The organism is Caulobacter sp. FW305-C-30-S16 (assembly GCF_058783025.1).
On the sequence record NZ_JBYSYH010000001.1, the window covers coordinates 1,175,039 to 1,195,010 of the forward strand.

The window sequence follows — 19,972 nt, forward strand, 5'->3', positions numbered from 1 at the left end:
GGCGTTGTTACGTTTGGGCGACTGAAAGCGGGTGTCAGGCCGCGACGACGGCTTCCTGCGGATCGCGCAGCACGTAGCCGCGGCCCCAGACCGTTTCGATGTGGTGGTTGCCGCCGGAGGCCGTCGCCAGCTTCTTGCGCAGCTTGCAGATGAAGACGTCGATGATCTTCAGCTCGGGCTCGTCCATGCCGCCGTAGAGGTGGTTGAGGAACATCTCCTTGGTCAGGGTCGTGCCCTTCCGAAGCGAGAGAAGCTCCAGCATCTGGTATTCCTTGCCGGTCAGGTGGACCCGCAGGTTGTTAACTTCCACCGTCTTGGCGTCCAGGTTCACGGCGATCTCGCCGGTCTGGATGACCGCCTGGGCGTGGCCCTTGGAGCGGCGCACCACGGCGTGGATCCGGGCGACCATCTCGTCCTTGTGGAACGGCTTGGTCATGTAGTCGTCGGCGCCGCCGCCCAGGGTCTTGACCTTGGTGTCGATCTCGGCCGAGCCCGACAGGATCATGATCGGGGTGTTGATCTTGTGGTTCCGCAGGGTCCGCAGGACGTCCATGCCGCTCATGTCGGGCAGGTTCAGGTCCAGCAGGATGAGGTCGTAGTCGTAGATCTTGCCCAGATCGACGCCTTCCTCGCCCAGGTCCGTCGTGTAGACGTTGAAGCCCTCGGACTTCAGCATCAACTCGATGGTCTGCGCTGTGGCGCTGTCATCCTCAATCAAAAGAACGCGCATCGATCCCCTCCACGCGGCGGCCGCGGCAACAATTCAGGGGGAGCGGAATCCGCTCCCGAAGCTCAACTCCGACATTGGAATTAAGCTGCTTTAAGACTGGTTAATGGTGAACCGCCCGTTGGAAAGAATCGTTAAGCCGATTTGCGAATCGGCGGCAAGCGGCCATCGCGCAGCGTCGAGTCGCAGCGGGGATGACTCTTTCGTGATCGCGGAATCCCCAGTGAATCCGGGGGGATTCCGCGAAGCCTTGTGACAGTGGGGGAATGGAGTCCGATCCAGGGCGGCGGGTCGGCGTTTCCGACGGTTTCGGGGTGCGACTGAGTCAAGATGACGCGGTTTGCTCAAGCCGGGCGCCGCCGCCACGCGCCCGCCGCGGCGCGGCTGTTCATACTTTGGCGTCCGCGCCGCCTGGCGGTCAGCCCGCCCGCACCGCGCTCGCGATGAAGCCGCCGCCGAGGACGCGGCTGGGCGCTTCCGGAGCGTACAGGACGCAGGCCTGGCCGGGGGCCACGCCTTCTTCCAGCGTGTCCAGCGCCACACCCACCCCGCCGTCGATCATCGCCAGTCGTCCGGCGACCGGTTCGCGCGTCGAGCGGACCCGGGCCAGCACGGGGCGGCCGGCGGCGGCGGCGTCCAGAATGGTCGCCTCGTCGCCGAGCCAGTTCTCTTCCTTCAGCGTCAGGGCGCGGGTCAGCAGCGCCTCGCGCGGGCCGACGATGACCTGCCGGGCGTCGGCATCGATGCGCACGACGAACAGCGGATCGCCCGTGCCGCCGATGCTCAGGCCGCGGCGCTGGCCGATGGTGTAGCGGGTTACGCCCTCGTGGCGGCCGAGCGTGCGGCCGTCGAGGTGCACGATGTCGCCGGCCTCGGCGCCATGCGGGCGCAGACGGTCAATGACGGTGTGATACTTGCCCTCGGGCACGAAGCAGATGTCCTGGCTGTCGGGCTTGTCGGCCGCCGCCAGCTGCATCCCGGCCGCCGCGCCGCGCACCGCGGGCTTGGGCAGGCCGCCGAGCGGAAAGCGCAGGAAGTCCAGCTGCTCGCGCGTGGTGGCGAACAGGAAATAGCTCTGGTCACGGTTGGCGTCGACCGCGCGGTGCAGGGTCGGGCCGTTCGGACCGTCCTCGCGGCGCACATAGTGGCCGGTGGCCATGGCGGCGGCGCCCAGGTCGCGGGCCACGTCCAGCAGGTCGCGGAACTTGACCGTCTGATTGCAGCGCACGCAGGGGATCGGCGTCTCGCCGCGCAGATAGGCGTCGGCGAACTCCTCGATCACCTGTTCCTTGAACCGGCTCTCGTAGTCGAGGACGTAGTGGGGAATGCCGATGGCCTCGGCAGCCTGCCGGGCGTCGAGAATGTCCTGGCCAGCGCAGCAGGCGCCCTTCTTCTGGATCGCCGCGCCGTGGTCATAGAGCTGCAGCGTCACGCCGACGACGTCGTAGCCGGCCTTCGCCAGCAGCGCCGCCGTGACCGTCGAGTCCACCCCGCCGGACATGGCCGCCACCACCCGCGAGCCGGTCGGCAGGCCGACGGCCGCGCGCACGACGTCGTCGGCGATATCGGTGATGGGCAGGAGCGCGGTCATGCCGCGCTATGTAGAGGGTCGGGGCGAAAATTGCGACCTCACGCCCCTCAGGCCGCGACGGCCGCCTTCACCCGCCGCCGCCGCCAGTCGTCGAACCGCACCTTGCCCAGCCAGAACAGCATGACGGGCAGCGGCGACAGGGCGACGGCGTACAGCAGGGCCGAGTCCTGCAGCGCCTCCGGAAACACCTGCTGCTGGCCGAGGAAGAACGAGCCCGAGGCGATGAACAGCGAAAAGCACATCCGCCACAGGTGCCGCGCGATCCGCGAGACGTTGGACAGCTGTTTGCGCACCAGCACATGCAGTTCCCCGGCGGCGGCGAAGGCCCCGGCGATAGTGAACAGGAAGAAGGCCTGCGGCGGCGAGCCGTCGACCGTGCCGCTGGGGCTGGCTGCGCCCATGCGCATCAGGACGACGCCGGCGGTGGTGATGCCCAGCGCGACGAGCAGCCCGACGATCTCCGGCGCGCCGGCCGTCGCCTCCCGTCGCCGCGCCGCCATCGCGCCGCTGACCAGCAGGTACAGCGCCATGATCCCGGCGACGAAGTTGGGCCGCTGCCCGGTGTCGAGGAACGGCGCCACGCCCGCGCCGATGGCGTAGGCCATGAACATCGCCAGAAAGAACACCGACCCCGCCGCGCGATGGACCCGCTGGCCCTTGCGCGAGGCCAGCGCCACGACGCCGGTGACCATCCCGATCGCCCCGCCGGTGATGTGCGCCCAGAGCAGCGCGTTCGCCCCCAGATGCATCCAGACCGGATCGCCGGGCCCGGCCTCCAGGTTGTTCGCCAGCGCGACGGTGGGCAGCAGTGCGCCCGCGATGGCGAGCAGGACGGGTGTTCCGGGAATCCGCAGTGTCATGGGCTCCTTCTTGTCGACAAGCCCGGCGGGCGCCATGACCGTGCGTAGCGCGCGCATGATCGTTCGTAACACCGGGGAGCGTGGAGATGTCGACCCTGACCACGTCAGCCGGAGTCGCCGCTGGCCTGATCGCGTTCGCCGTCCGGCAGGGCGCTGATCGCACGGCGCTCCTGGCCCGGGCCGGCCTGCGCCCGGCCGACCTCGACGACCCCGATGCCCGCCTGCCGTTCGCGAGCTACATCGCCCTGATGCGCGCGGCCCAGGACCTCTGCGGCGACCCGGCGCTCGGCCTGCATTTCGGCGAGGCGGTCGACCTGGCGGAGATGTCGATCGTCGGCCTGATCATGAACGCCTCGGCGACCATGGGCGACGCCTTCGCCCAGATGCAGCGCTTCGGCCGTCTCACCCTGGAGACCGAGGGCCTGAGCGACGGGCCGCGCTTCGAGATCGTTGTGCGCGACGGCCGGCCGTGGATGGTCGACAACCGCGCTGACCCGGACGTCTTTCCGGAACTGACGGAGGGCGCCTTCGCCCGGCTGGTCTGCGGCCCGCGCCGCTTCCTGCCAGAGCCGCACGTGCTCGAGGTTCAGGTCTCCCACCCTGCGCCGGCCTACCGCGCCGAGTATGACCGTATCTTCCAGTGCCCGGTGACCTTCTCCGCCGGCTGGAACGCCATGCGGCTCGACCCGCGCATCGCCACCTGGCCGGTGGCGCTGCAGCCCCGCTACGTGTTCGGCGTGTTGACGCAGAAGGCCGACGACCTGCTGCAGGCGCTGGAGGACCAGAAGACCGTCCGCGGCCGCGTCGAGGCGGTGCTCCTGCCGCTGCTGCACACCGGCGAGGTCAGCGCCGACGCGGTCGCCCGCACCCTGGGCTTCAGCCGCCAGACCCTGTTCCGCAAGCTGAAGGCCGAAGACGCCACCTACGAACAGACGCTCGACGCCCTGCGCCACCGGATGGCGCTGCGCTATCTCACGGCCAGCAAGGTCTCGGTCAACGAAACCGCCTACCTCGTCGGCTTCTCCGAACCCGCCGCCTTCTCCCGCGCCTTCAAACGCTGGACCGGCAAAAGCCCCCGCGACGTCCAGCCGGCGAGGGCGGCGGGGTAGGGGGACATGTTCCGATTGCGGAGCAATCGGTCTGAGCCCTCAAACCTTCAGACCGGCGTGATCCTGAGGGTCAGTCCGCCGCGATTGTCCTGGCCGCTGTCGCGGATGCACAGGATCACAATCTGGTGGTTACGCACCTCGAAGCGGTGAGGCCGGGCCGCGGCCAGAGCCTCGGCGGGGGTGCAATAGCCCTCTTCGACACCAAGGCATTTGATATGGGCATTCACGCCTTCAACGGTCACGATCCAGACCTTGTGAAACCAGGGCAGGCCGCTCTGCGTATCCGCCCGGACGTTTGACCACGCCGGATAGGGCCCGCCGCCGACGGCCTGCACCTCATAGGTCCCGATGGGGAGGTGTGGAATATCGGCCATGCGGAACGTCCCGCTGGCGTGATCACAGGCCAGTTCGACCCTCCACACCGGGCCGCTCTTCTTCTGGTCCTCTGCATCAAGGGGCAAGGTCATCTCCTCTCGCTCCGAAGGAGGGCTATGGAGGCAATCCCGCCCGGCCGCGCCCCTACGACTGCAGCAGGTTCAGCAGGGAGCTCTGGCTCAGTGTGTTGAACACCTGGGCGCTGGCCTGGACGGTGGTCTGGGCCTGTTGCAGGCGGCTGATGGCCTCGGCCATGTCGACGTCGGTGATGCCGCCGACCATGGTTTCGAGCATCGCCTGGCGGGCCTCCTGGGTCTCCATCGTCTTGTCGACGCGGTTCTGGATCAGGCCGTTGCGGGCGGTGGCGTCGGTCAGGTCGCTGCGGGCGGTCTCGAAATCGTCCAGCATCGTCTGCAGGAAGCTTTCCTGGGCGGTCGTCAGCTGGCCGGTGAAGTCGCCGTTGGTGTCGACGAAGGCCTGCACCTGGCGAAACGCGTCGAACAGGCCGCCGGCCAGCTGGTCGGCGAGGAAGCCGGACTGGATGGTCGTCGACTCGTCCAGCTGGTTGGTCGGGACCAGGTTGTCGTTCTGGAAGAAGGCGTCGACGGTCGGCTGGCTGGTCAGCTCGGCCATGGCGCCGGCGCTGACCGGCGGGGTGTCGACCTGGCCGCCGGCGAACAGGTACCGGCCGCCGAACCGGGCGTTCAGGGAGTCCGAGGCGGAGGAGAACCAGTTCGACAGTTCGCTCATCAGGGCGTCGCCATGGCCGGTGGCCAGGGCCTCTGCGATCGCCTGGCGCGCGCCGGCGGCGGCGTCGGCGGTCTGGTTCAGCGCCAGATCCTGCGATTCCAGCTTGGAGCCGAGGGTCTTGCCCTGGGTCAGGAAGCCGTCGACCCGGGTCTGGATCGAGCGCGTGGCCAGCAGGGTCTCGGCCTGGCGGGCGAAGCCCTTGAGGTTGCCGGCGACCTTGCCGCTGGAGACCTGGGCGTTGGCCTCCTGCTGGCGCACCTGGGCGCGCATCAGGTCGTTGAGGACCGAGGAGTAGCTGTTGCCGGTGGCGACGCGGTTCATGGCTTATCTCACCATCGTCATGAGGATGTCGTACATGTCCTTGCTCGCCTGGACGAGGCGAGCGGAGGCGTTGAAGGCCTGCTGGTAGGTGGTCATGCTGATCAGCTCCTGATCGAGATTGACCCCCTCGGCCGAGCTGCGGCGGGTGTCGGCTTCGGACGCGACCGCCTCGGCGATGGTCTGGCGCGAGGCGGCGGCGTCGGCCTTGCGGGCGATGGCCCCGGCCAGCTCCGAGGCGTAGCGCGAGACGGTCATGGTCGAGGCGGCCAGGCCGCCGGCGGCGTCGAAGCCGGCGAAGCTCTCGCCCGCCTGCGCCAGACCCGCCGCACCGCGGCCGTCGCCCACCGCCAGCACCGGCTTGCCGGCGCTCGCCTGGCTGAGGTCGAGCGAGGCGAGGGCAAGCTTCAACGGGTTGGCGGCAATGTCGGTGCGAACCTCGAACCGCTCGGCCCGGGCCGACCGTTGCGCCAGGCCGACGCCGAACAGCTCGGAGATCGAGGGACCGCCGGCGCCGCGCTCGGTGTCGTCGTTGAGCACCGAAAGGCTCGCGCCCCGGGCGTTGGCGGTGAAGGTCATCGACCCTTCGGCGTCGAGGTTGAATGCGCCGTAGAGGCCCACGCCCGAGGTGTTCGAGTTCAGGGCGTTCAGCAGGTCCGCCATCGTGCCGCCCGCCGGCGCCGCGACGGTGACGTCCTTGACCCGCACGCCGTCGGCGTCGGCCACACGCAGACTGATCGTGTCGCCCGCCGTGAAGCCGTGCGCGCTCGTGGCGGCCAGGCCCGTGTCATAGAAGGGGAAGCCGGTCGAGGTGACCAGGTCGTTCAGCCCGAAGAAGTGCGAGAAGCCCTTGCCGGCCTTGGTCGCCGGGTTGGTGGCGTCATCGGCGATGGCGATGCCCGCGCCGCCGTTGGCCGTCAGGCTCAGCGCGCCGTTGCTGAAGCTGGCCGAGCCGAAGCCGCCGAGCGCGGTGTTGAGGGTGGTGAGGAAGCTGCCGGCCGTGAAGGCTGTCGGCCCGCCGCCGTCGACGCTCATCGTGCCCGTATCGAAGTCGACGGCCACCTGCCGCTGCAGCAAGCCATTGGCCGCGACGATGCCGATGGTCGTCTGGCCGCTGAAGCCGGCGACGGCGGTCGGCAGGTCCAGGCCCGTGTTGCGGCCGGTCAGGGTCGCGGGCGCGGGCACGCTGGATGAGGCGTTGTGCGCGCGGTTCAGTTCGTCGACGGCCTTGGTGACGAACTCCGACAGCTGGTCGCCGATGGCCGGCAGTTCGCGGTCGCGCAGGTCCAGCAGGCCGCGGATCTCGCCGGAGGTCAGCCGCGCGCGCAGCGAAGCCTGGCCGCTGGCGCCGGGCAGGGTGACGGCGATCTCGCCCGACGCCCCGTCCGCGCGCACATAGGAGAGTGTCGCCGCGCCGCCGGCGCCGGCCAGCACCGTGCCGTCCGAGGCGCGGATCACCGAGCCGCCGTTGGCCCGGCCGCTGATGCTGACGTCGATCAGGCCGGAAAGCTCGTCGATCAGCCGGGTCTGGATGTTCTCCGAGCCCGTGGAGTCGCGGCCCTCGACCTGGGCGCGGCTGATGTCGGTGTTGAGCGAGTCGATCTGGATGAGCAGCTGGTTGGCCCGGTCGACGGCGCCGCCGATGCGGGCGTCCGCCTCGGCCCCGAGGCTCTTGAGCGAGCTCGAGATGCGCGAAGCCTCGTTGAGGAAGTCGGTGACGCTGTCGATCGCCGCGCCGCGCTGGATCGAGGACGCCGCGTCGCCCGCCGTGGCGGCGAAGGCCGCATAGACCTCGTCCAGGCGGCTGAAGAAGGAGCTTGAGCCGGAAGGGTCGCCGAACAGGGCCTGGGCGCGGTCGAAGGCGTCGGCCAGCACCCCCGCCTGGGCGGAACTGGCCTTGGCGGTCAGGGAGGCGCGCTGCAGGAAGGCGTCGGCCGCCCGGCTGATGCCGGTGATGTCGACGCCGACGCCCATGCCGGACGACACCAGCGGCGCCTGGTTGACCACCTTTCGGACGTAGCCGGCGGTGTTGATGTTGGCGATGTTGTCGGAGACCGTCCGCAGACCGGTCTGCGCGGCCATCAGACCGGTCGTCGCCGACGACATGATATTGGTCAGGCTCATGCGTTCTTTGCCTTGCGCCCGGCAAAGCCTGACGCGTTTTCTGGCGTTTTTTGCCGGGCGAACGCGGACGCGCTCGCGTAGACAAATACTAACCTGTTGAAATATTTGGCATTTGGCATTCGGCCATCGGATCTTCGAATTAACCAAGCGCAAGAGCCGCGCCAGACGGTTCCGGGCGGCAAGATCAGGCCCCTGCGGTCGATTGCGGCCCGGCAAATTCCGACCGTGACGCTGAACGCCCTGTTGCGCCGCGCGGCCCGGTACATGAATTAAAACAAACGGTTATGGCCATTCCGGGAAACTGGCCCAGCCGTTGCTTTGGTTCCTCCGAATGATCCGGGCGCAGCAGGCGCCGAGCGTTTCCCCTCCACGTCAAAGGCGTCCTCGCCCTCCATGACCGTGCCTGCGCCCAGTCTGCCGTCCGTTCTGCCCGGCGTTACGATCCCCAGGGGGTCGGGCGGCGCCGCGTCGACGGGTAGCGCCACCGGCTTCGAGGCGCTGCTCGCCGGGCTGGCGCCTGGCGGCGCGGAGGCCGGATCGACGCGCGGCGGGTTCCTCGCGCCGGAGGCTGACGCCGAGCTCCCGGAGGAGGCCGCCACGGCCCAGGACGCGGGCCTCGCCCTGATGCTGGGGACCTCCGCGACGGCGCCGATCGCCGTCCTCCCGACGATACCGACGACCGGACCCGAGGGCGCTGACGGCGTGAACTTCGCCGCCCGGCAGATCCGTGTGCCCGGGTTCCAGGCCTGGCGGCCGACTGAAGCCGGCGCTGCGCCGCTGAACTCTCTCCCATCCGAGCCCGCAATGTCGGCCGTTCCAGCCGCCACGGAGACGGACGCGGCCGCGCCGGTCGCCGACGCCGCACGCCCCGTCGCACCGCTGGACACGCTGCTTGCGGACGCCCGCGCTACCCGGACGTTCGCGCCGCCCGCCGCGCCCGATCCCTCGACCGCGACCCCGTCGACCTTGCCGCACCCGTCGCCCGAGGGCGCCAAGGCCGTGACGACGCCCGCGCCGCCGACCGCCCAGGTCGCCCAGGCGCAGCCGGCGCCCGCCGCGTCGGCGCCGATGGCGGTCGCGACGCCCGTTCAGGTCCAGACCGTTGCGCCGCCGGTCGTCGACAAGACCGCCGCCGCAGCGGCAGCCACGATCACGGCGACCACCGCGGCCACGGCTCCTGCCGCGGTCACGGCGGCTCTCAAGCCCGCCCCGGCGCCCGCGACGCTGGTCGACGGCGAGCCGCGCCGCACGGCTTCGGCCGCCCGCCATGATCGGCGCACCGAAGCGGCAGGACCCGCGACCTTCGCGCCGGCCGACGCCAGATCCGAAGCCGCTCCGGTCAAGCAGGCCGCGCTCACCGCGGCGGAGACCACGACCGGCGGAGTCGATGCCGACACCGCCGGCGATCCGCCCGTTGTCGATGCACCGGAAGCCGCGGAGACGCGTCAGCCTGCGCAGCTCGCCGAGGCGCGGATTCCCGCGACCCAGGCCGCGGCTGTGGCGGCGGAGGCGACCGCCGCTCGCGCCACGTCGGAGACCGTCGCCCGGTTCGCCGCCGACGTCGTTCGCAAGCTGGATGGCCAGAACACCCGCTTCGATATCCAGCTCGATCCCTATGGCCTGGGCAAGGTCGACGTCGCGATCGAGATCGACCGCAACGGCAAGCTCACCGCCGCGATGTCCTTCGACTCGCCGCAGTCGGCCGCTGATCTCGGCAGCCGCGCGGCGGACCTGCGTCACGCGCTGGAGCAGGCCGGCTTCGACGTGGCTGACGACGGCCTGACCTTCGATCTCGCCGGACAGGGCGCCGGCTTCGGCGGTCGCGAGGCCGGCCAGCAACAGGACCGCGCCTGGAACGGCCGCGCCTTCCAGCGCGCGCAGGCCGGCGCAGAAGAGATCGACCTTTCGCTGACCACCGCCCCATCCCCCACCGATCGCCGGACCCGGTCCGGCGTCGATATCCGAATCTGAGACCGGTCATGACCTCCACCATCGACCCGACAGCCACAGCCGCCGGCGCGTCTCTCAACGACAAGCTCAACAGCTCGCGCAACCGACTGGCCAGCAGCGAGGAGACCTTTCTGGCGCTGCTGACCACGCAGCTAAAGAACCAGGATCCGCTCTCGCCGCTCGATTCGAACGAGTTCACCGCCCAGATCGTCCAGATGACCGGGGTCGAGCAGCAGCTCATGACCAACGACCTGCTCAAGATGCTGGTCGGCATGAGCGATGGGGGCCTGTCGGGATCGGTCAACCTGATCGGCAAGGCGGTCACCGCCGAGACCAGTCAGGCTGTGCTCGCCGACGGCGCGGCGAACTGGACCTACGATCTCGACCGCAACGCCACGAGCGTGAAGTACGAGATCGTCAATTCGGCCGGTTCCACCGTCTGGAGCCGCACCGACGCCAGCGTCGCAGCCGGCGAGAACAGCCTCGACTGGGATGGCGTGACTTCGGCCGGCAACAAGCTGGCCGACGGCGGCGCCTACACCCTGAAGATCACGGCGACCGGTTCGGGCGGCGAGACCATCGCCGCCACGCCGCGCTCCAGCGGCGTCGTCACCGGCGTTCAGACCATCGACGGCGAAACCGTCGTCAGCATCGGCAAACTCAAAGTCCCTGTCTCTTCGATCGTCGGCGTGCAGTCCGCGTCGTGATCCAGCCCAGTCATCAAGAAAGAGGATAACCTCCCATGAGCATCAACAGCGCCATGCTCGCCGGCGTGACCGGCCTGGTTGCGAACTCTTCCGCGCTCGCGGCGATTTCGGACAACATCGCGAACGTGAATACGGTCGGCTACAAGCGCAGCCAGGCCAATTTCCAGACGCTGGTCACGAGCCGCGCCGCCAACGCCTCCTACGCCGCGGGCGGCGTGACCGCCCAGACCCGGCGGTTCGTCACCACCCAGGGCCTGCCCACCCAGACGACCTCCAGCACCGACCTGTCGATTTCCGGCCAGGGCTTCTTCACGGTGACCGAGAAGGCCGAAGACCTGCAGGCTTCGGACGTGCGGTCGTTCACCCGCGCCGGCTCGTTCCAGCTCGACAACCTGGGCTACCTGCGCAACGACGCCGGTCTCTACCTGCAGGGCTGGGTCGTCGACGATGAAGGCCTGATCAACACCGACCCGTCGGACATCACGCGCCTGAAGTCGATCAACGTCTCCTCGGTCGGCGGCGCCGCCGAGCAGACCACCCGCGCCACGGTCAACGCCAACCTGCAGTCCAGCCAGCCCCTGTCGGCGGACGTGGGCGCCTATGACGCCACCACCAACTCCATGGCGATGTACGATCCCGATCTCGGAACGGGCGTGCGGCCGGACTTCTCGATCCAGGTTCCGGTCTCGGACTCCAAGGGCGGCAAGCGCACGGTCCAGGTCGACTTCCTGAAGAGCACCAACCCCAACGAGTGGTTCGCTGAAATCCGCGCGGTCCCGGCCAGCGACATCGAGTCGGGCGCCGGGCTGCTCAACGGCCAGCTGGCCACCGGCCTGGTCGTGTTCACGCCGGACGGTCGACTCGACAGCGTGGCCACGACCCTGTTCCCCGATCCCAGCAACCCGATCCTCGCCTTCGGCGCTTCCGCGGACGCGGCGCCGGGCGCGGGCGCGTTCAAATGGGCCAGCGGCCAGGGCGTCGGCGCCCAGGAGATTCGCCTCGACCTCGGCGGCGCGGCGGGCGGTCTGACCCAGTTCGACAGCCAGTCGCTGGTTCAGTCGGTTTCGACCAACGGCACCGCGTTCGGCAACCTGACCAACATCGAGATCGACGAGCAGGGCTTCGTCACCGCGATCTTCGACAACGGCATCTCCCGCCAGATCGCCCAGGTCGCCATCGCGACCTTCCCGAACGCCGACGGCCTGATCCCCATCAATGGAAATGCCTACCGGGTGAGTCAGCAGAGCGGGACCTACAACTTCAAGACCCCGGGCAGCGGCGGCTCCGGCTTCATCTCACCCTCGACGCTTGAAGCCTCGACGGTGGACCTCTCGAGCGAGTTCACCGGCCTGATCACCACGCAACGGGCCTACTCGGCCTCGTCGAAGATCATCACAACGGCCGATCAGATGCTGGAAGAGCTTCTGAACATCAAGCGCTAATCTTGAAGTTCAGCTTGTCTTAATTCGGCTGTTTCAAGATGAAACACGGTTATTAACTTGGGGGCGATAGTGGTTACCTACATTTTTACTATCGCGATTCACGCGCCGTTATCGCCGGTGGCGTACGGTTCTCCTCAACAGTGATGGTGAGAGAGGCCTAGAGCCATGCTTCAACAGCAGCGTGTAAATAACAGGGGCGAAAAGTACGTGATCGGTCCAACCGGTGCGCCGCTGACGCTGTCCGACCTGCCGCCTGCCAACACCGAGCGTTGGGTCATCCGACGCAAGGCCGAGGTGGTCGCGGCGGTGCGCGGAGGTCTGCTCAGCCTTGATGACGCCTGCAATCGCTACAGGCTCACCAACGAGGAGTTTCTGACCTGGCAGAAGTCGATCGACCGTCACGGCCTTGCCGGCCTGCGGACGACCCGTCTGCAACAGTATCGCTGAGCCGCTCCGCCCCCCTACCTGAAAGGCTCGCGACAGACGGCCGTGTCCCGCCCGGACGCGGCCGTCGCCCTTTGAACGCCAGGACCGGGAACTTAAGGCCCCGTTTACCACGCACCCGGTAATTCCTGCCTAGCAGCCCGATTGACCTCGGCGTTGTGCGACCATTGCGTTAGGGGCAGGCCCGGGTGGAAAAGTTCATGAGCGCCTTGCGTGGGTTCGGCCTTGGCCGGCTCGCGGCGCTGGCCGGGATCGGGGTCGGCCTCGCCGCCGCCCTCGTCGCCCTGACGATGAACATCGGCACGCAGCCCAAGGCGCTGCTCTATTCGAACCTCGATCTGAAGGAAGCCTCGGCGGTCGTTCAGGCGCTCGAGCAGGCCGGCGTCCAGTATGAGGCCAAGGGTGACGGCTCGACGATCATGGTGCCGCGCGACGAGGTCGCCTCGACGCGCCTGATGATCGCCAGCAAGGGGCTCGTGAGCTCCGGCTCCGTCGGCTACGAGATCTTCGACCAGGGCTCGGCCCTGGGCCAGACCGACTTTGTCCAGCAGCTGAACCGCCAGCGCGCCCTCGAGGGCGAACTGGCCCGGACCATTCATGGGCTGGACGGGGTGACCTCTGTCCGGGTGCACCTCAATCTTCCCCGTCGCCAGCTGTTCGAGGAAACCGCCCAGGCCGCCTCGGCCTCGGTGACGATCGGCGTCGGCGGCCGCAAGCCGACCGACGAGCAGGTTCAGGCCGTCCAGAACCTGGTCGCGGGCGCCGTGCCGGGGCTCAAGGCCGAGCAGGTCGCGGTGATCGACCAGCACGGCAAGACCCTGTCCGCCGGCGGCGACAGCACGATGGCCGGCAAGATGGCCGATGACCGCCGCAGCGAGGTCGAGCGGAAGCTCGCCGCCCGGATCAAGGAACTGGTCGAGGGCGTCGTCGGTCCCGGCCGCGCCCGCGTCGAGGTCACCGCCGACATCGACATGGCCCGCGTCACTGAGCAGCGCGAAACCTTCGATCCCGACGGTCAGGTCGTGCGGTCCGAGCAGACGGGTGAAGAACAGGCCACCGAGAGCGACGCCGGCGGCGCCGACACCGTCTCGGCGGCGGGCAACATTCCCGGCGGCGCGACCGCGGCCGGCGGCGGGGGTCAGGCCTCGTCCAACAGCGGGCGGCAGGAGTCGACCACAAACTACGAGATCAGCAAGACCATCACGACGGAAGTCCGCGAGCCCGGGACGATCAAGAAGATGTCGGTCGCCGTGGCCGTCGACGGCGCGACCGCTGTCGGCGCCGACGGCAAGCCCGGCGCCTACACGCCCCGCACGGAAGCGGAGATGCAGCGCCTCGACGAACTGGTGAAGGCCGCCGTGGGCTTCGACGCCGAACGGGGCGACACCGTTCGCGTGACCAACGTCCGCTTCGCCCGCGAGGCGCAGAACCTGGACGGCGTCACGGCCAAGGACGGCCTGCTCGCCGGCTTCGACAAGAACGACCTGATGCGCGCCATCGAACTGGGCGTGCTGGCGATCCTCGGCATCCTGCTGATGCTGTTCGGCGTGCGGCCGCTGCTCAAGAACCTCACGGGCGGCGCCGCCGGCGGCGGGACCATGCCCGCTCTGGCCGGCGCCGGCGGCGGCATGGTCACGACCCGGCTGGTCAGCACGCCCGACGGCGGCACCATGCAGATCGCGGTCGATCCGCAGACCGGCGAGCCGCTGGCCCTGCCCGGGCCGGATATGGACCAGCGCATCGATATCGCCCGCATCGAGGGGCAGGTCCGCGCCTCCTCGGTCAAGCGCGTCTCGGATTTCGTCGAGAAGCACCCTGACGAGTCCGTCTCGATCCTCCGCTCCTGGCTGCACGAAACCGCATGAGCCCCCGCGCCAAATCCAAGGCTGTCGTCGACACCGCCAGGCTGAACGGGCCGGAGAAGGCGGCCATCGTCCTGCTCGCGCTCGGCGAAGACCATACCGGCATCTGGAGCGCGCTCGACGAGGAGGAGATCAAGGAAGTCTCCCAGGCCATGGCGACGCTGGGCACCGTCTCGGCCTCGGTGGTCGAGGAACTGCTGGTCGAGTTCGTCGCCGGCATGTCGTCCAGCGGCGCGATCATGGGCAGCTTCGAGCAGACCCAGCGTCTGCTCGGCGCCTTCATGCCCTCGGAGAAGGTCGACTCCCTGATGGAGGAGATCCGCGGTCCCGCCGGTCGCACGATGTGGGACAAGCTGGGCAACGTGAACGAGGCGGTGCTCGCCAACTATCTGAAGAACGAATACCCCCAGACGGTCGCGGTGGTGCTGTCGAAGATCAAGGCCGAGCACGCCTCGCGCGTGCTGGCCGCGCTGCCCGAGGACTTCGCCCTCGAGTGTGTCCAGCGCATGCTGCGGATGGAGCCTGTGCAGCGCGAGATCCTCGACAAGATCGAGCAGACGCTGCGCACCGAGTTCATGTCCAACCTGGCGCGCACGTCCAAGCGCGACAGCCACGAGATGATGGCGGACATCTTCAACAACTTCGACCGCCAGACCGAGGCCCGCTTCATCGCCGCGCTGGAAGAGCGCAACCGCGAGAGCGCCGAGCGCATCCGGGCGCTGATGTTCGTGTTCGAGGACCTCTCCAAGCTCGACCCGGGCGGGGTCCAGACCCTGCTGCGCGCCGTCGAGAAGGACCAGTTGGGCCTGGCGCTCAAGGGCGCCTCCGACGCCCTGCGCGAGATGTTCTTCTCCAACATGTCCGAGCGCGCCAGCAAGATCATGCGCGAGGACATGGAGAGCATGGGCCCGGTGCGTCTGCGCGACGTCGACCAGGCGCAGATGGCCATGGTCCAGGCCGCCAAGGACCTCGCCGCCAAGGGCGAGATCATGCTGGCCGGCGCCGGCGGCGACGATGAGCTGATCTACTGATGACCCAGCCCACCCGCCAGCTTTTCGCCTTCGACACCGTCTTCGACGACGCCGGCTCGGTCGCCTACCAGCCGCCGGTGCGCAAGAAGTCGTGGAGCCCCGAGGAGGTCGAGCAGGTTCGTCAGGCCGCCTTCGCCGAGGGCGAGCGGTCGGCGGTCGCCCAGGCCGAGGCCGATGCGGCCGACGCCCTGGCCGATATCGCCCGCGCGGCCCGCAGCGCCATGAGCGCGCTCGCCGCCGTCGCGCACGAACACCGCACCGGCTCGGCCGAGCTGGCCCTGGCGGCCGCCCGGCGGATCGCCGACGCCGCCCTGGCCCGCTTCCCCGACGCACCGGTCTCGGCCGCGCTCGAGGCCCTGGCGCGCGAGGTCGAGGCGCAGCCGCGGCTGACGGTTCGCGTGGCGGCCGGTCTCGAGGGGCGGGTGCAGGCCGCGCTCGATCAGACGGCGATCGCCATCGGTTTCCAGGGCCAGATCACGGCCCGCCCGGACGCGACACTGCCGCTGGCCGCCTTCGTCCTCGACTGGGGCGACGGCAAGGCCGCCTTTGATCCTCTTGCCGCCGCCGAACGCGTGGCGGCCGCCCTCGATGCCGCGCTCGCCGCCGAGGGCCTGCACGCCGAACCCCTGATCCCCGCCAGCGAGGCCGACCATGGCTGAAGACACCAATCTCACGCTCGACGAGTTCGCGCCCGACGAGGCCCTCGCCTCCGAAGCCCACTTCGATGCGGAAGAGAAAACGGCTTCCGACCTGGCGCCGGTCTTTGACGTGCCGGTCAACATCTCGGCGGTGCTCGGACGCGCCAGCCTCTCGGTCGCCCAGCTGTTGCAGCTCGGACAGGGCAGCGTGCTGGAGCTCGACCGCAAGGTCGGCGAGGCCATCGATATCTACGTGAACAACCGCCTGGTCGCGCGCGGCGAGGTCGTCGTCGTCGACGAGCGCCTCGGCGTGACCATGACGGAAATCATCAAGGACGGCGACTCGGCCAGCTGAACGGCGGTCGGGGACTAAAGGAGAAAACCTATGCGGCTTCTGGTCGTCGGACGATTGAACGGACAGCTGTCCCTCGCCGTGAAGATGGCGATGGCGGCGGGCGCCAAGGTGGCTCACGTGGAAACCGTGGCCGCCGCCACCCAGGCCCTGCGGGCCGGGCAGGGCGCCGACCTGCTGATGGTCGACTACGAACTCGACATCGCGGGGCTTATCGCGGCCAACGAGGCCGAGCGGATTCGCGTGCCCGTGGTGGCCTGCGGTGTCGGCGCCGACGCCCAGCGCGCCGGTGACGCCATCCGCGCGGGCGCCAAGGAGTTCATCCCGCTGCCCGCCGAGGCCGACCTGATCGCCGCTGTGCTCGCGGCCATCGGCGACGACGCCCGGCCGATGATCGCCCGCGATCCGGTGATGGAAGTCGTGATCAAGCTTGCCGACCAGGTCGCGCCGTCCGAGGCCTCGATCCTGATCACCGGCGAAAGCGGCGTCGGCAAGGAGGTGATGGCCCGCTACGTCCACACCAAGTCCCGCCGGGCCAACAAGCCGTTCATCAGCGTCAACTGCGCGGCCATCCCCGAAAACCTGCTCGAGAGCGAACTGTTCGGCCACGAGAAGGGCGCCTTCACCGGGGCCGTGGCTCGCCGGATCGGCAAGTTCGAGGAAGCCAACGGCGGCACCCTGCTGCTGGACGAAATCAGCGAGATGGACAGCCGGCTGCAGGCCAAGCTGCTGCGCGCCCTGCAGGAACGCGAGATTGATCGCGTCGGCGGCGGCAAGCCGGTGAAGGTCGATATCCGCGTGATCGCGACGTCCAACCGCGACCTGGCCCAGGCCGTTCGCGACGGGGTGTTCCGCGAAGACCTGCTCTACCGTCTGAACGTCGTGAACCTGCGCCTGCCGGCGTTGCGGGAGCGGCCCGGCGACATCGTCGCCCTGTCCGATCACTTCGTGAAGAAGTACGCCGCCGCCAACGGTGTGCCGGAGCGGCCGCTGTCCGCCGAGGCGCGTCGCCGTCTGGTCGGCCATCGCTGGCCCGGCAACGTGCGGGAGCTGGAAAACGCCATGCACCGGGCGGTGCTGCTCAGCACCGGGGCCGAGATCGAGGAATTCGCGGTCCGTCTGCCCGACGGTCAGCCGATGGCCCCGGCGCCCGACGCCGCGGTCGCCCGCTCGGCCTCGATGGCCGCTGATGCGGTCAGCCGCGCGTTCGTCGGCCAGACCGTCGCGCAGGTCGAACAGCAGCTGATCCTCGACACGCTCGGCCACTGCCTCGGCAACCGGACCCACGCCGCGACCATCCTCGGCATCTCGATCCGCACGTTGCGCAACAAGCTCAAGGAATACTCCGAAGCCGGCGTGGCGGTCCCCGCGCCGCAGGCGGGGATGGGAGCGCACGCGGCCTAGGGCTAGCCCCCAAGGTCTGACCCGGCATGGCGGACATCGGACTCTCAGCACTGGCAGGTCAACGGCCCTCGGCGCAACGCGTCTGGGGCTGGCTGGTCCGTGGCGAGGTCGGGCTGGCGATCGGCGTCATCGGGATCATCATCCTGCTGATCCTGCCGATTCCGGCCTTCCTGCTGGATGTGCTGCTCTCGCTGTCGATCACCAGCGCTGTGCTGATCCTGATGACCGCCCTGCTGATCAAGCGGCCGCTGGAATTCAGCGCCTTCCCGACCGTGCTGCTGGTCACCACCCTGTTCAGGCTGGGCCTGAACCTCGCCTCGACGCGCCTGATCCTGACCCACGGCCACGAGGGCGCCCACGGCGCCGGCCAGATCATCAAGGCCTTCGGCGAACTGATGATGGGCGGCAACTACATCATCGGGGTGATCGTGTTCGCGATCCTGGTGATCGTGAACTTCGTCGTGGTCACCAAGGGCTCGGGCCGGATCGCCGAAGTCGCCGCCCGGTTCACCCTCGACTCCATGCCCGGCAAGCAGATGGCCATCGACGCCGATCTGTCGTCCGGCCTGATCGACCAGGACGAGGCCAAGAAGCGCCGCAAGGAGCTGGAGCAGGAATCGACCTTCTTCGGCGCCATGGACGGCGCCAGCAAGTTCGTGCGCGGCGACGCTGTCGCGGGCCTGATCATCGTCGCCATCAACATCGTCGGCGGCTTCCTGATCGGGGTCCTGCAGCACAAGATCCCGGCCGGCGAGGCCGCGACCACCTACACCCTGATGACCATCGGCGACGGTCTGGTCAGCCAGGTGCCGGCGCTGATCATCTCGATCGCCGCCGGCTTCCTCGTCTCCAAGGCGGGCGTCGAGGGCTCGGCGAACAAGGCGCTGGTGGTCCAGCTGGCCATGAACCCGATCAGCCTGGGCATGGTCTCGGCGATGTCGGGCGTCATCGCCCTGATCCCGGCCATGCCGAAGCTGCCCTTCCTGGTCCTCGCCGTCGCCGCGGGCTTCCTGGCCTGGCGCCGAACGGTCCAGGAGAATGCGCCGGAAATCGTCGTCGAGACGACCGCGCCGGTCGAGCAGGAAGAGGAGCCGATCTCCAACGCCCTGGCGATCGACGATGTGAAGATCGAGCTCGGCTACGGCCTGCTGGCGCTGATCAACGACCTCGACGGCCGCAAGCTGACCGACCAGATCCGCGCCCTGCGCAAGACGCTGGCGGCGGACTTCGGGTTCGTCATGCCGCCCGTGCGCATCCTCGACAACATGCGGCTGGCCACCCAGGGCTATGCGATCCGGATCAAGGAGATGGAGTGCGGGGCCGGCGAGGTGCGGATCGGCTCGCTGATGGCCATGGACCCGCGCGGCGGCCAGGTTGAGCTGCCCGGCGACCATGTGCGCGAGCCGGCCTTCGGCCTGCCGGCCACCTGGATCGATGAGACGCTGAAGGAAGAGGCGACGTTCCGCGGCTACACCATCGTCGATCCGGCGACGGTCCTGACCACGCACCTGACCGAGATCCTCAAGGACAACATGTCCGACCTGCTGTCCTACGCCGAGGTGCAGAAGCTGCTGAAGGACCTGGGTCCCGAGCAGAAGAAGCTGGCCGACGACGTGGTCCCGGCGATCGTCACCGGCACCAGCCTGCAGCGGGTGCTGCAGGCGCTGCTGCGCGAGCGGGTTTCGATCCGCGACCTGCCGACCATTCTCGAGGGCGTCGCCGAGGCCGCGCCGCACACCAGCTCGATCACCCAGCTGGTCGAGGCCGTCCGCGCCCGGCTGGGCCGCCAGCTATGCTGGGCCAATCGTGGCGACGACGGCGCGTTGCCGATCGTCACCCTGTCGCCAGACTGGGAAATCGCGTTCAGCGAGGCTCTGGTCAGCACCGGCGGCGAGGACAAGCAGCTGGCCATGGCGCCGAGCAAGCTGCAGGAGTTCATCCGTGGCGTCCGCGAGGCCTTCGAGCGCGCCGCCCTGGCCGGCGACCAGCCGGTGCTGCTGACCAGCCCGCAGATCCGCCCGTTCGTCCGCTCGATCATCGAACGCTTCCGCGGCCAGACCGTGGTGATGAGCCAGAACGAGGTCCATCCGAAAGCGCGTCTGAAGACGGTCGGGCAGGTTTAGACCCGGCTATCCTCTCCGCGAAGCGGGGAGGGGACCGCTCGAAGAGCGGTGGAGGGGCAGCGTGAATGTGAGCGGCCCCATCCTGAATTCCGGTCTTTCCGGGGCGCCCTGCGCCGCCCCCTCCACCATGCTCCGCATGGCCCCCCTCCCCTCTGCGAGGGGAGG

At 69.0% G+C, this 19,972-nt stretch carries 17 protein-coding genes; 11 read left to right on the forward strand and 6 right to left on the reverse strand.

All coding sequences use genetic code 11. The features are described from left to right. Nucleotides 1-34: 34 nt before the first annotated feature. From ctrA to AC3WJT_RS05830, 3 genes are all read right to left on the reverse strand, one after another. Entirely contained in the window at nucleotides 35-730 is a 696-nt protein-coding gene (ctrA, locus tag AC3WJT_RS05820) for a response regulator transcription factor CtrA (RefSeq protein ID WP_492342123.1), read from the reverse strand. 415 nt (nucleotides 731-1,145) lie between these two features. After that, entirely contained in the window at nucleotides 1,146-2,318 is a 1,173-nt protein-coding gene (mnmA, locus tag AC3WJT_RS05825; protein WP_492342124.1) for a tRNA 2-thiouridine(34) synthase MnmA, read from the reverse strand. A gap of 47 nt (nucleotides 2,319-2,365) precedes the next feature. Beyond that, nucleotides 2,366-3,178, reverse strand: coding sequence for a DUF2306 domain-containing protein (locus tag AC3WJT_RS05830; protein ID WP_492342125.1), 813 nt, complete (start codon nucleotides 3,176-3,178; stop codon nucleotides 2,366-2,368). An 86-nt stretch (nucleotides 3,179-3,264) separates the two neighbouring features. Between AC3WJT_RS05830 and AC3WJT_RS05835 the strand changes: the two genes are divergently transcribed. Continuing rightward, the gene (locus AC3WJT_RS05835) at nucleotides 3,265-4,287 is read left to right on the forward strand and encodes an AraC family transcriptional regulator (RefSeq protein WP_492342126.1); all 1,023 of its coding nucleotides are present in this window, start codon (nucleotides 3,265-3,267) and stop codon (nucleotides 4,285-4,287) included. A 47-nt stretch (nucleotides 4,288-4,334) separates the two neighbouring features. Here the strand turns inward: AC3WJT_RS05835 and AC3WJT_RS05840 are convergent, their stop codons facing one another. From AC3WJT_RS05840 to flgK, 3 genes are read right to left on the reverse strand one after another with little or no spacing between them, the layout of a single operon-like run. Continuing rightward, nucleotides 4,335-4,754, reverse strand: a complete 420-nt coding sequence (locus AC3WJT_RS05840; RefSeq protein ID WP_492342127.1) for a hypothetical protein — start codon at nucleotides 4,752-4,754, stop codon at nucleotides 4,335-4,337. A 52-nt stretch (nucleotides 4,755-4,806) separates the two neighbouring features. Then, entirely contained in the window at nucleotides 4,807-5,733 is a 927-nt protein-coding gene (locus tag AC3WJT_RS05845; RefSeq protein ID WP_492342128.1) for a flagellin, read from the reverse strand. A gap of 3 nt (nucleotides 5,734-5,736) precedes the next feature. Beyond that, complete coding sequence (gene flgK, locus AC3WJT_RS05850; RefSeq protein WP_492342129.1) at nucleotides 5,737-7,854, reverse strand: flagellar hook-associated protein FlgK; 2,118 nt, start codon at nucleotides 7,852-7,854, stop codon at nucleotides 5,737-5,739. 393 nt (nucleotides 7,855-8,247) lie between these two features. Between flgK and AC3WJT_RS05855 the strand changes: the two genes are divergently transcribed. The 10 genes from AC3WJT_RS05855 (at nucleotide 8,248) to flhA (ending at nucleotide 19,807) form a co-directional block, all read left to right on the forward strand. Further along, nucleotides 8,248-9,825, forward strand: a complete 1,578-nt coding sequence (locus AC3WJT_RS05855; protein WP_492342130.1) for a flagellar hook-length control protein FliK — start codon at nucleotides 8,248-8,250, stop codon at nucleotides 9,823-9,825. A gap of 8 nt (nucleotides 9,826-9,833) precedes the next feature. Beyond that, nucleotides 9,834-10,511: a flagellar hook assembly protein FlgD gene (locus AC3WJT_RS05860; RefSeq protein ID WP_492342131.1), complete on the forward strand. Its 678-nt coding sequence runs from the start codon at nucleotides 9,834-9,836 to the stop codon at nucleotides 10,509-10,511. 35 nt (nucleotides 10,512-10,546) lie between these two features. Then, the gene (locus AC3WJT_RS05865; protein ID WP_492342132.1) at nucleotides 10,547-11,953 is read left to right on the forward strand and encodes a flagellar hook-basal body complex protein; all 1,407 of its coding nucleotides are present in this window, start codon (nucleotides 10,547-10,549) and stop codon (nucleotides 11,951-11,953) included. 165 nt (nucleotides 11,954-12,118) lie between these two features. Beyond that, the gene (gene sciP, locus AC3WJT_RS05870; RefSeq protein ID WP_492342133.1) at nucleotides 12,119-12,400 is read left to right on the forward strand and encodes a CtrA inhibitor SciP; all 282 of its coding nucleotides are present in this window, start codon (nucleotides 12,119-12,121) and stop codon (nucleotides 12,398-12,400) included. A gap of 197 nt (nucleotides 12,401-12,597) precedes the next feature. Beyond that, complete coding sequence (fliF, locus tag AC3WJT_RS05875; RefSeq protein ID WP_492342134.1) at nucleotides 12,598-14,262, forward strand: flagellar basal-body MS-ring/collar protein FliF; 1,665 nt, start codon at nucleotides 12,598-12,600, stop codon at nucleotides 14,260-14,262. Continuing rightward, nucleotides 14,259-15,290 carry a flagellar motor switch protein FliG gene (fliG, locus tag AC3WJT_RS05880; protein ID WP_492342135.1) on the forward strand — a complete coding sequence of 344 codons (1,032 nt, stop codon included), beginning with the start codon at nucleotides 14,259-14,261 and terminating at the stop codon, nucleotides 15,288-15,290. The genes fliF and fliG overlap by 4 nt, the downstream gene beginning before the upstream one ends. Next, entirely contained in the window at nucleotides 15,290-15,949 is a 660-nt protein-coding gene (locus AC3WJT_RS05885) for a FliH/SctL family protein (protein WP_492342136.1), read from the forward strand. Before fliG ends, AC3WJT_RS05885 begins: the two co-directional genes overlap by 1 nt. After that, the gene (gene fliN, locus AC3WJT_RS05890; RefSeq protein WP_492342137.1) at nucleotides 15,942-16,283 is read left to right on the forward strand and encodes a flagellar motor switch protein FliN; all 342 of its coding nucleotides are present in this window, start codon (nucleotides 15,942-15,944) and stop codon (nucleotides 16,281-16,283) included. Before AC3WJT_RS05885 ends, fliN begins: the two co-directional genes overlap by 8 nt. Nucleotides 16,284-16,313: 30 nt before the next feature. Further along, nucleotides 16,314-17,684: a sigma-54-dependent transcriptional regulator FlbD gene (flbD, locus tag AC3WJT_RS05895; RefSeq protein ID WP_492342138.1), complete on the forward strand. Its 1,371-nt coding sequence runs from the start codon at nucleotides 16,314-16,316 to the stop codon at nucleotides 17,682-17,684. A 26-nt stretch (nucleotides 17,685-17,710) separates the two neighbouring features. Further along, entirely contained in the window at nucleotides 17,711-19,807 is a 2,097-nt protein-coding gene (flhA, locus tag AC3WJT_RS05900; protein WP_492342139.1) for a flagellar biosynthesis protein FlhA, read from the forward strand. The last annotated feature ends 165 nt before the right edge of the window (nucleotides 19,808-19,972 follow it).

Coding starts and splice junctions, on each gene's coding strand:
- AC3WJT_RS05860 (WP_492342131.1), top strand. CDS start 9,834: ATGACCTCCACCATCGACCCGACAGCCACAGCCGCCGGCGCGTCTCTC.
- AC3WJT_RS05845 (WP_492342128.1), bottom strand. CDS start 5,733: ATGAACCGCGTCGCCACCGGCAACAGCTACTCCTCGGTCCTCAACGAC.
- AC3WJT_RS05840 (WP_492342127.1), bottom strand. CDS start 4,754: ATGACCTTGCCCCTTGATGCAGAGGACCAGAAGAAGAGCGGCCCGGTG.
- flgK (WP_492342129.1), bottom strand. CDS start 7,854: ATGAGCCTGACCAATATCATGTCGTCGGCGACGACCGGTCTGATGGCC.
- fliG (WP_492342135.1), top strand. CDS start 14,259: ATGAGCCCCCGCGCCAAATCCAAGGCTGTCGTCGACACCGCCAGGCTG.
- flbD (WP_492342138.1), top strand. CDS start 16,314: ATGCGGCTTCTGGTCGTCGGACGATTGAACGGACAGCTGTCCCTCGCC.
- flhA (WP_492342139.1), top strand. CDS start 17,711: ATGGCGGACATCGGACTCTCAGCACTGGCAGGTCAACGGCCCTCGGCG.
- AC3WJT_RS05835 (WP_492342126.1), top strand. CDS start 3,265: ATGTCGACCCTGACCACGTCAGCCGGAGTCGCCGCTGGCCTGATCGCG.
- sciP (WP_492342133.1), top strand. CDS start 12,119: ATGCTTCAACAGCAGCGTGTAAATAACAGGGGCGAAAAGTACGTGATC.
- mnmA (WP_492342124.1), bottom strand. CDS start 2,318: ATGACCGCGCTCCTGCCCATCACCGATATCGCCGACGACGTCGTGCGC.
- AC3WJT_RS05855 (WP_492342130.1), top strand. CDS start 8,248: ATGACCGTGCCTGCGCCCAGTCTGCCGTCCGTTCTGCCCGGCGTTACG.
- AC3WJT_RS05885 (WP_492342136.1), top strand. CDS start 15,290: ATGACCCAGCCCACCCGCCAGCTTTTCGCCTTCGACACCGTCTTCGAC.
- fliF (WP_492342134.1), top strand. CDS start 12,598: ATGAGCGCCTTGCGTGGGTTCGGCCTTGGCCGGCTCGCGGCGCTGGCC.
- fliN (WP_492342137.1), top strand. CDS start 15,942: ATGGCTGAAGACACCAATCTCACGCTCGACGAGTTCGCGCCCGACGAG.
- AC3WJT_RS05830 (WP_492342125.1), bottom strand. CDS start 3,178: ATGACACTGCGGATTCCCGGAACACCCGTCCTGCTCGCCATCGCGGGC.
- ctrA (WP_492342123.1), bottom strand. CDS start 730: ATGCGCGTTCTTTTGATTGAGGATGACAGCGCCACAGCGCAGACCATC.
- AC3WJT_RS05865 (WP_492342132.1), top strand. CDS start 10,547: ATGAGCATCAACAGCGCCATGCTCGCCGGCGTGACCGGCCTGGTTGCG.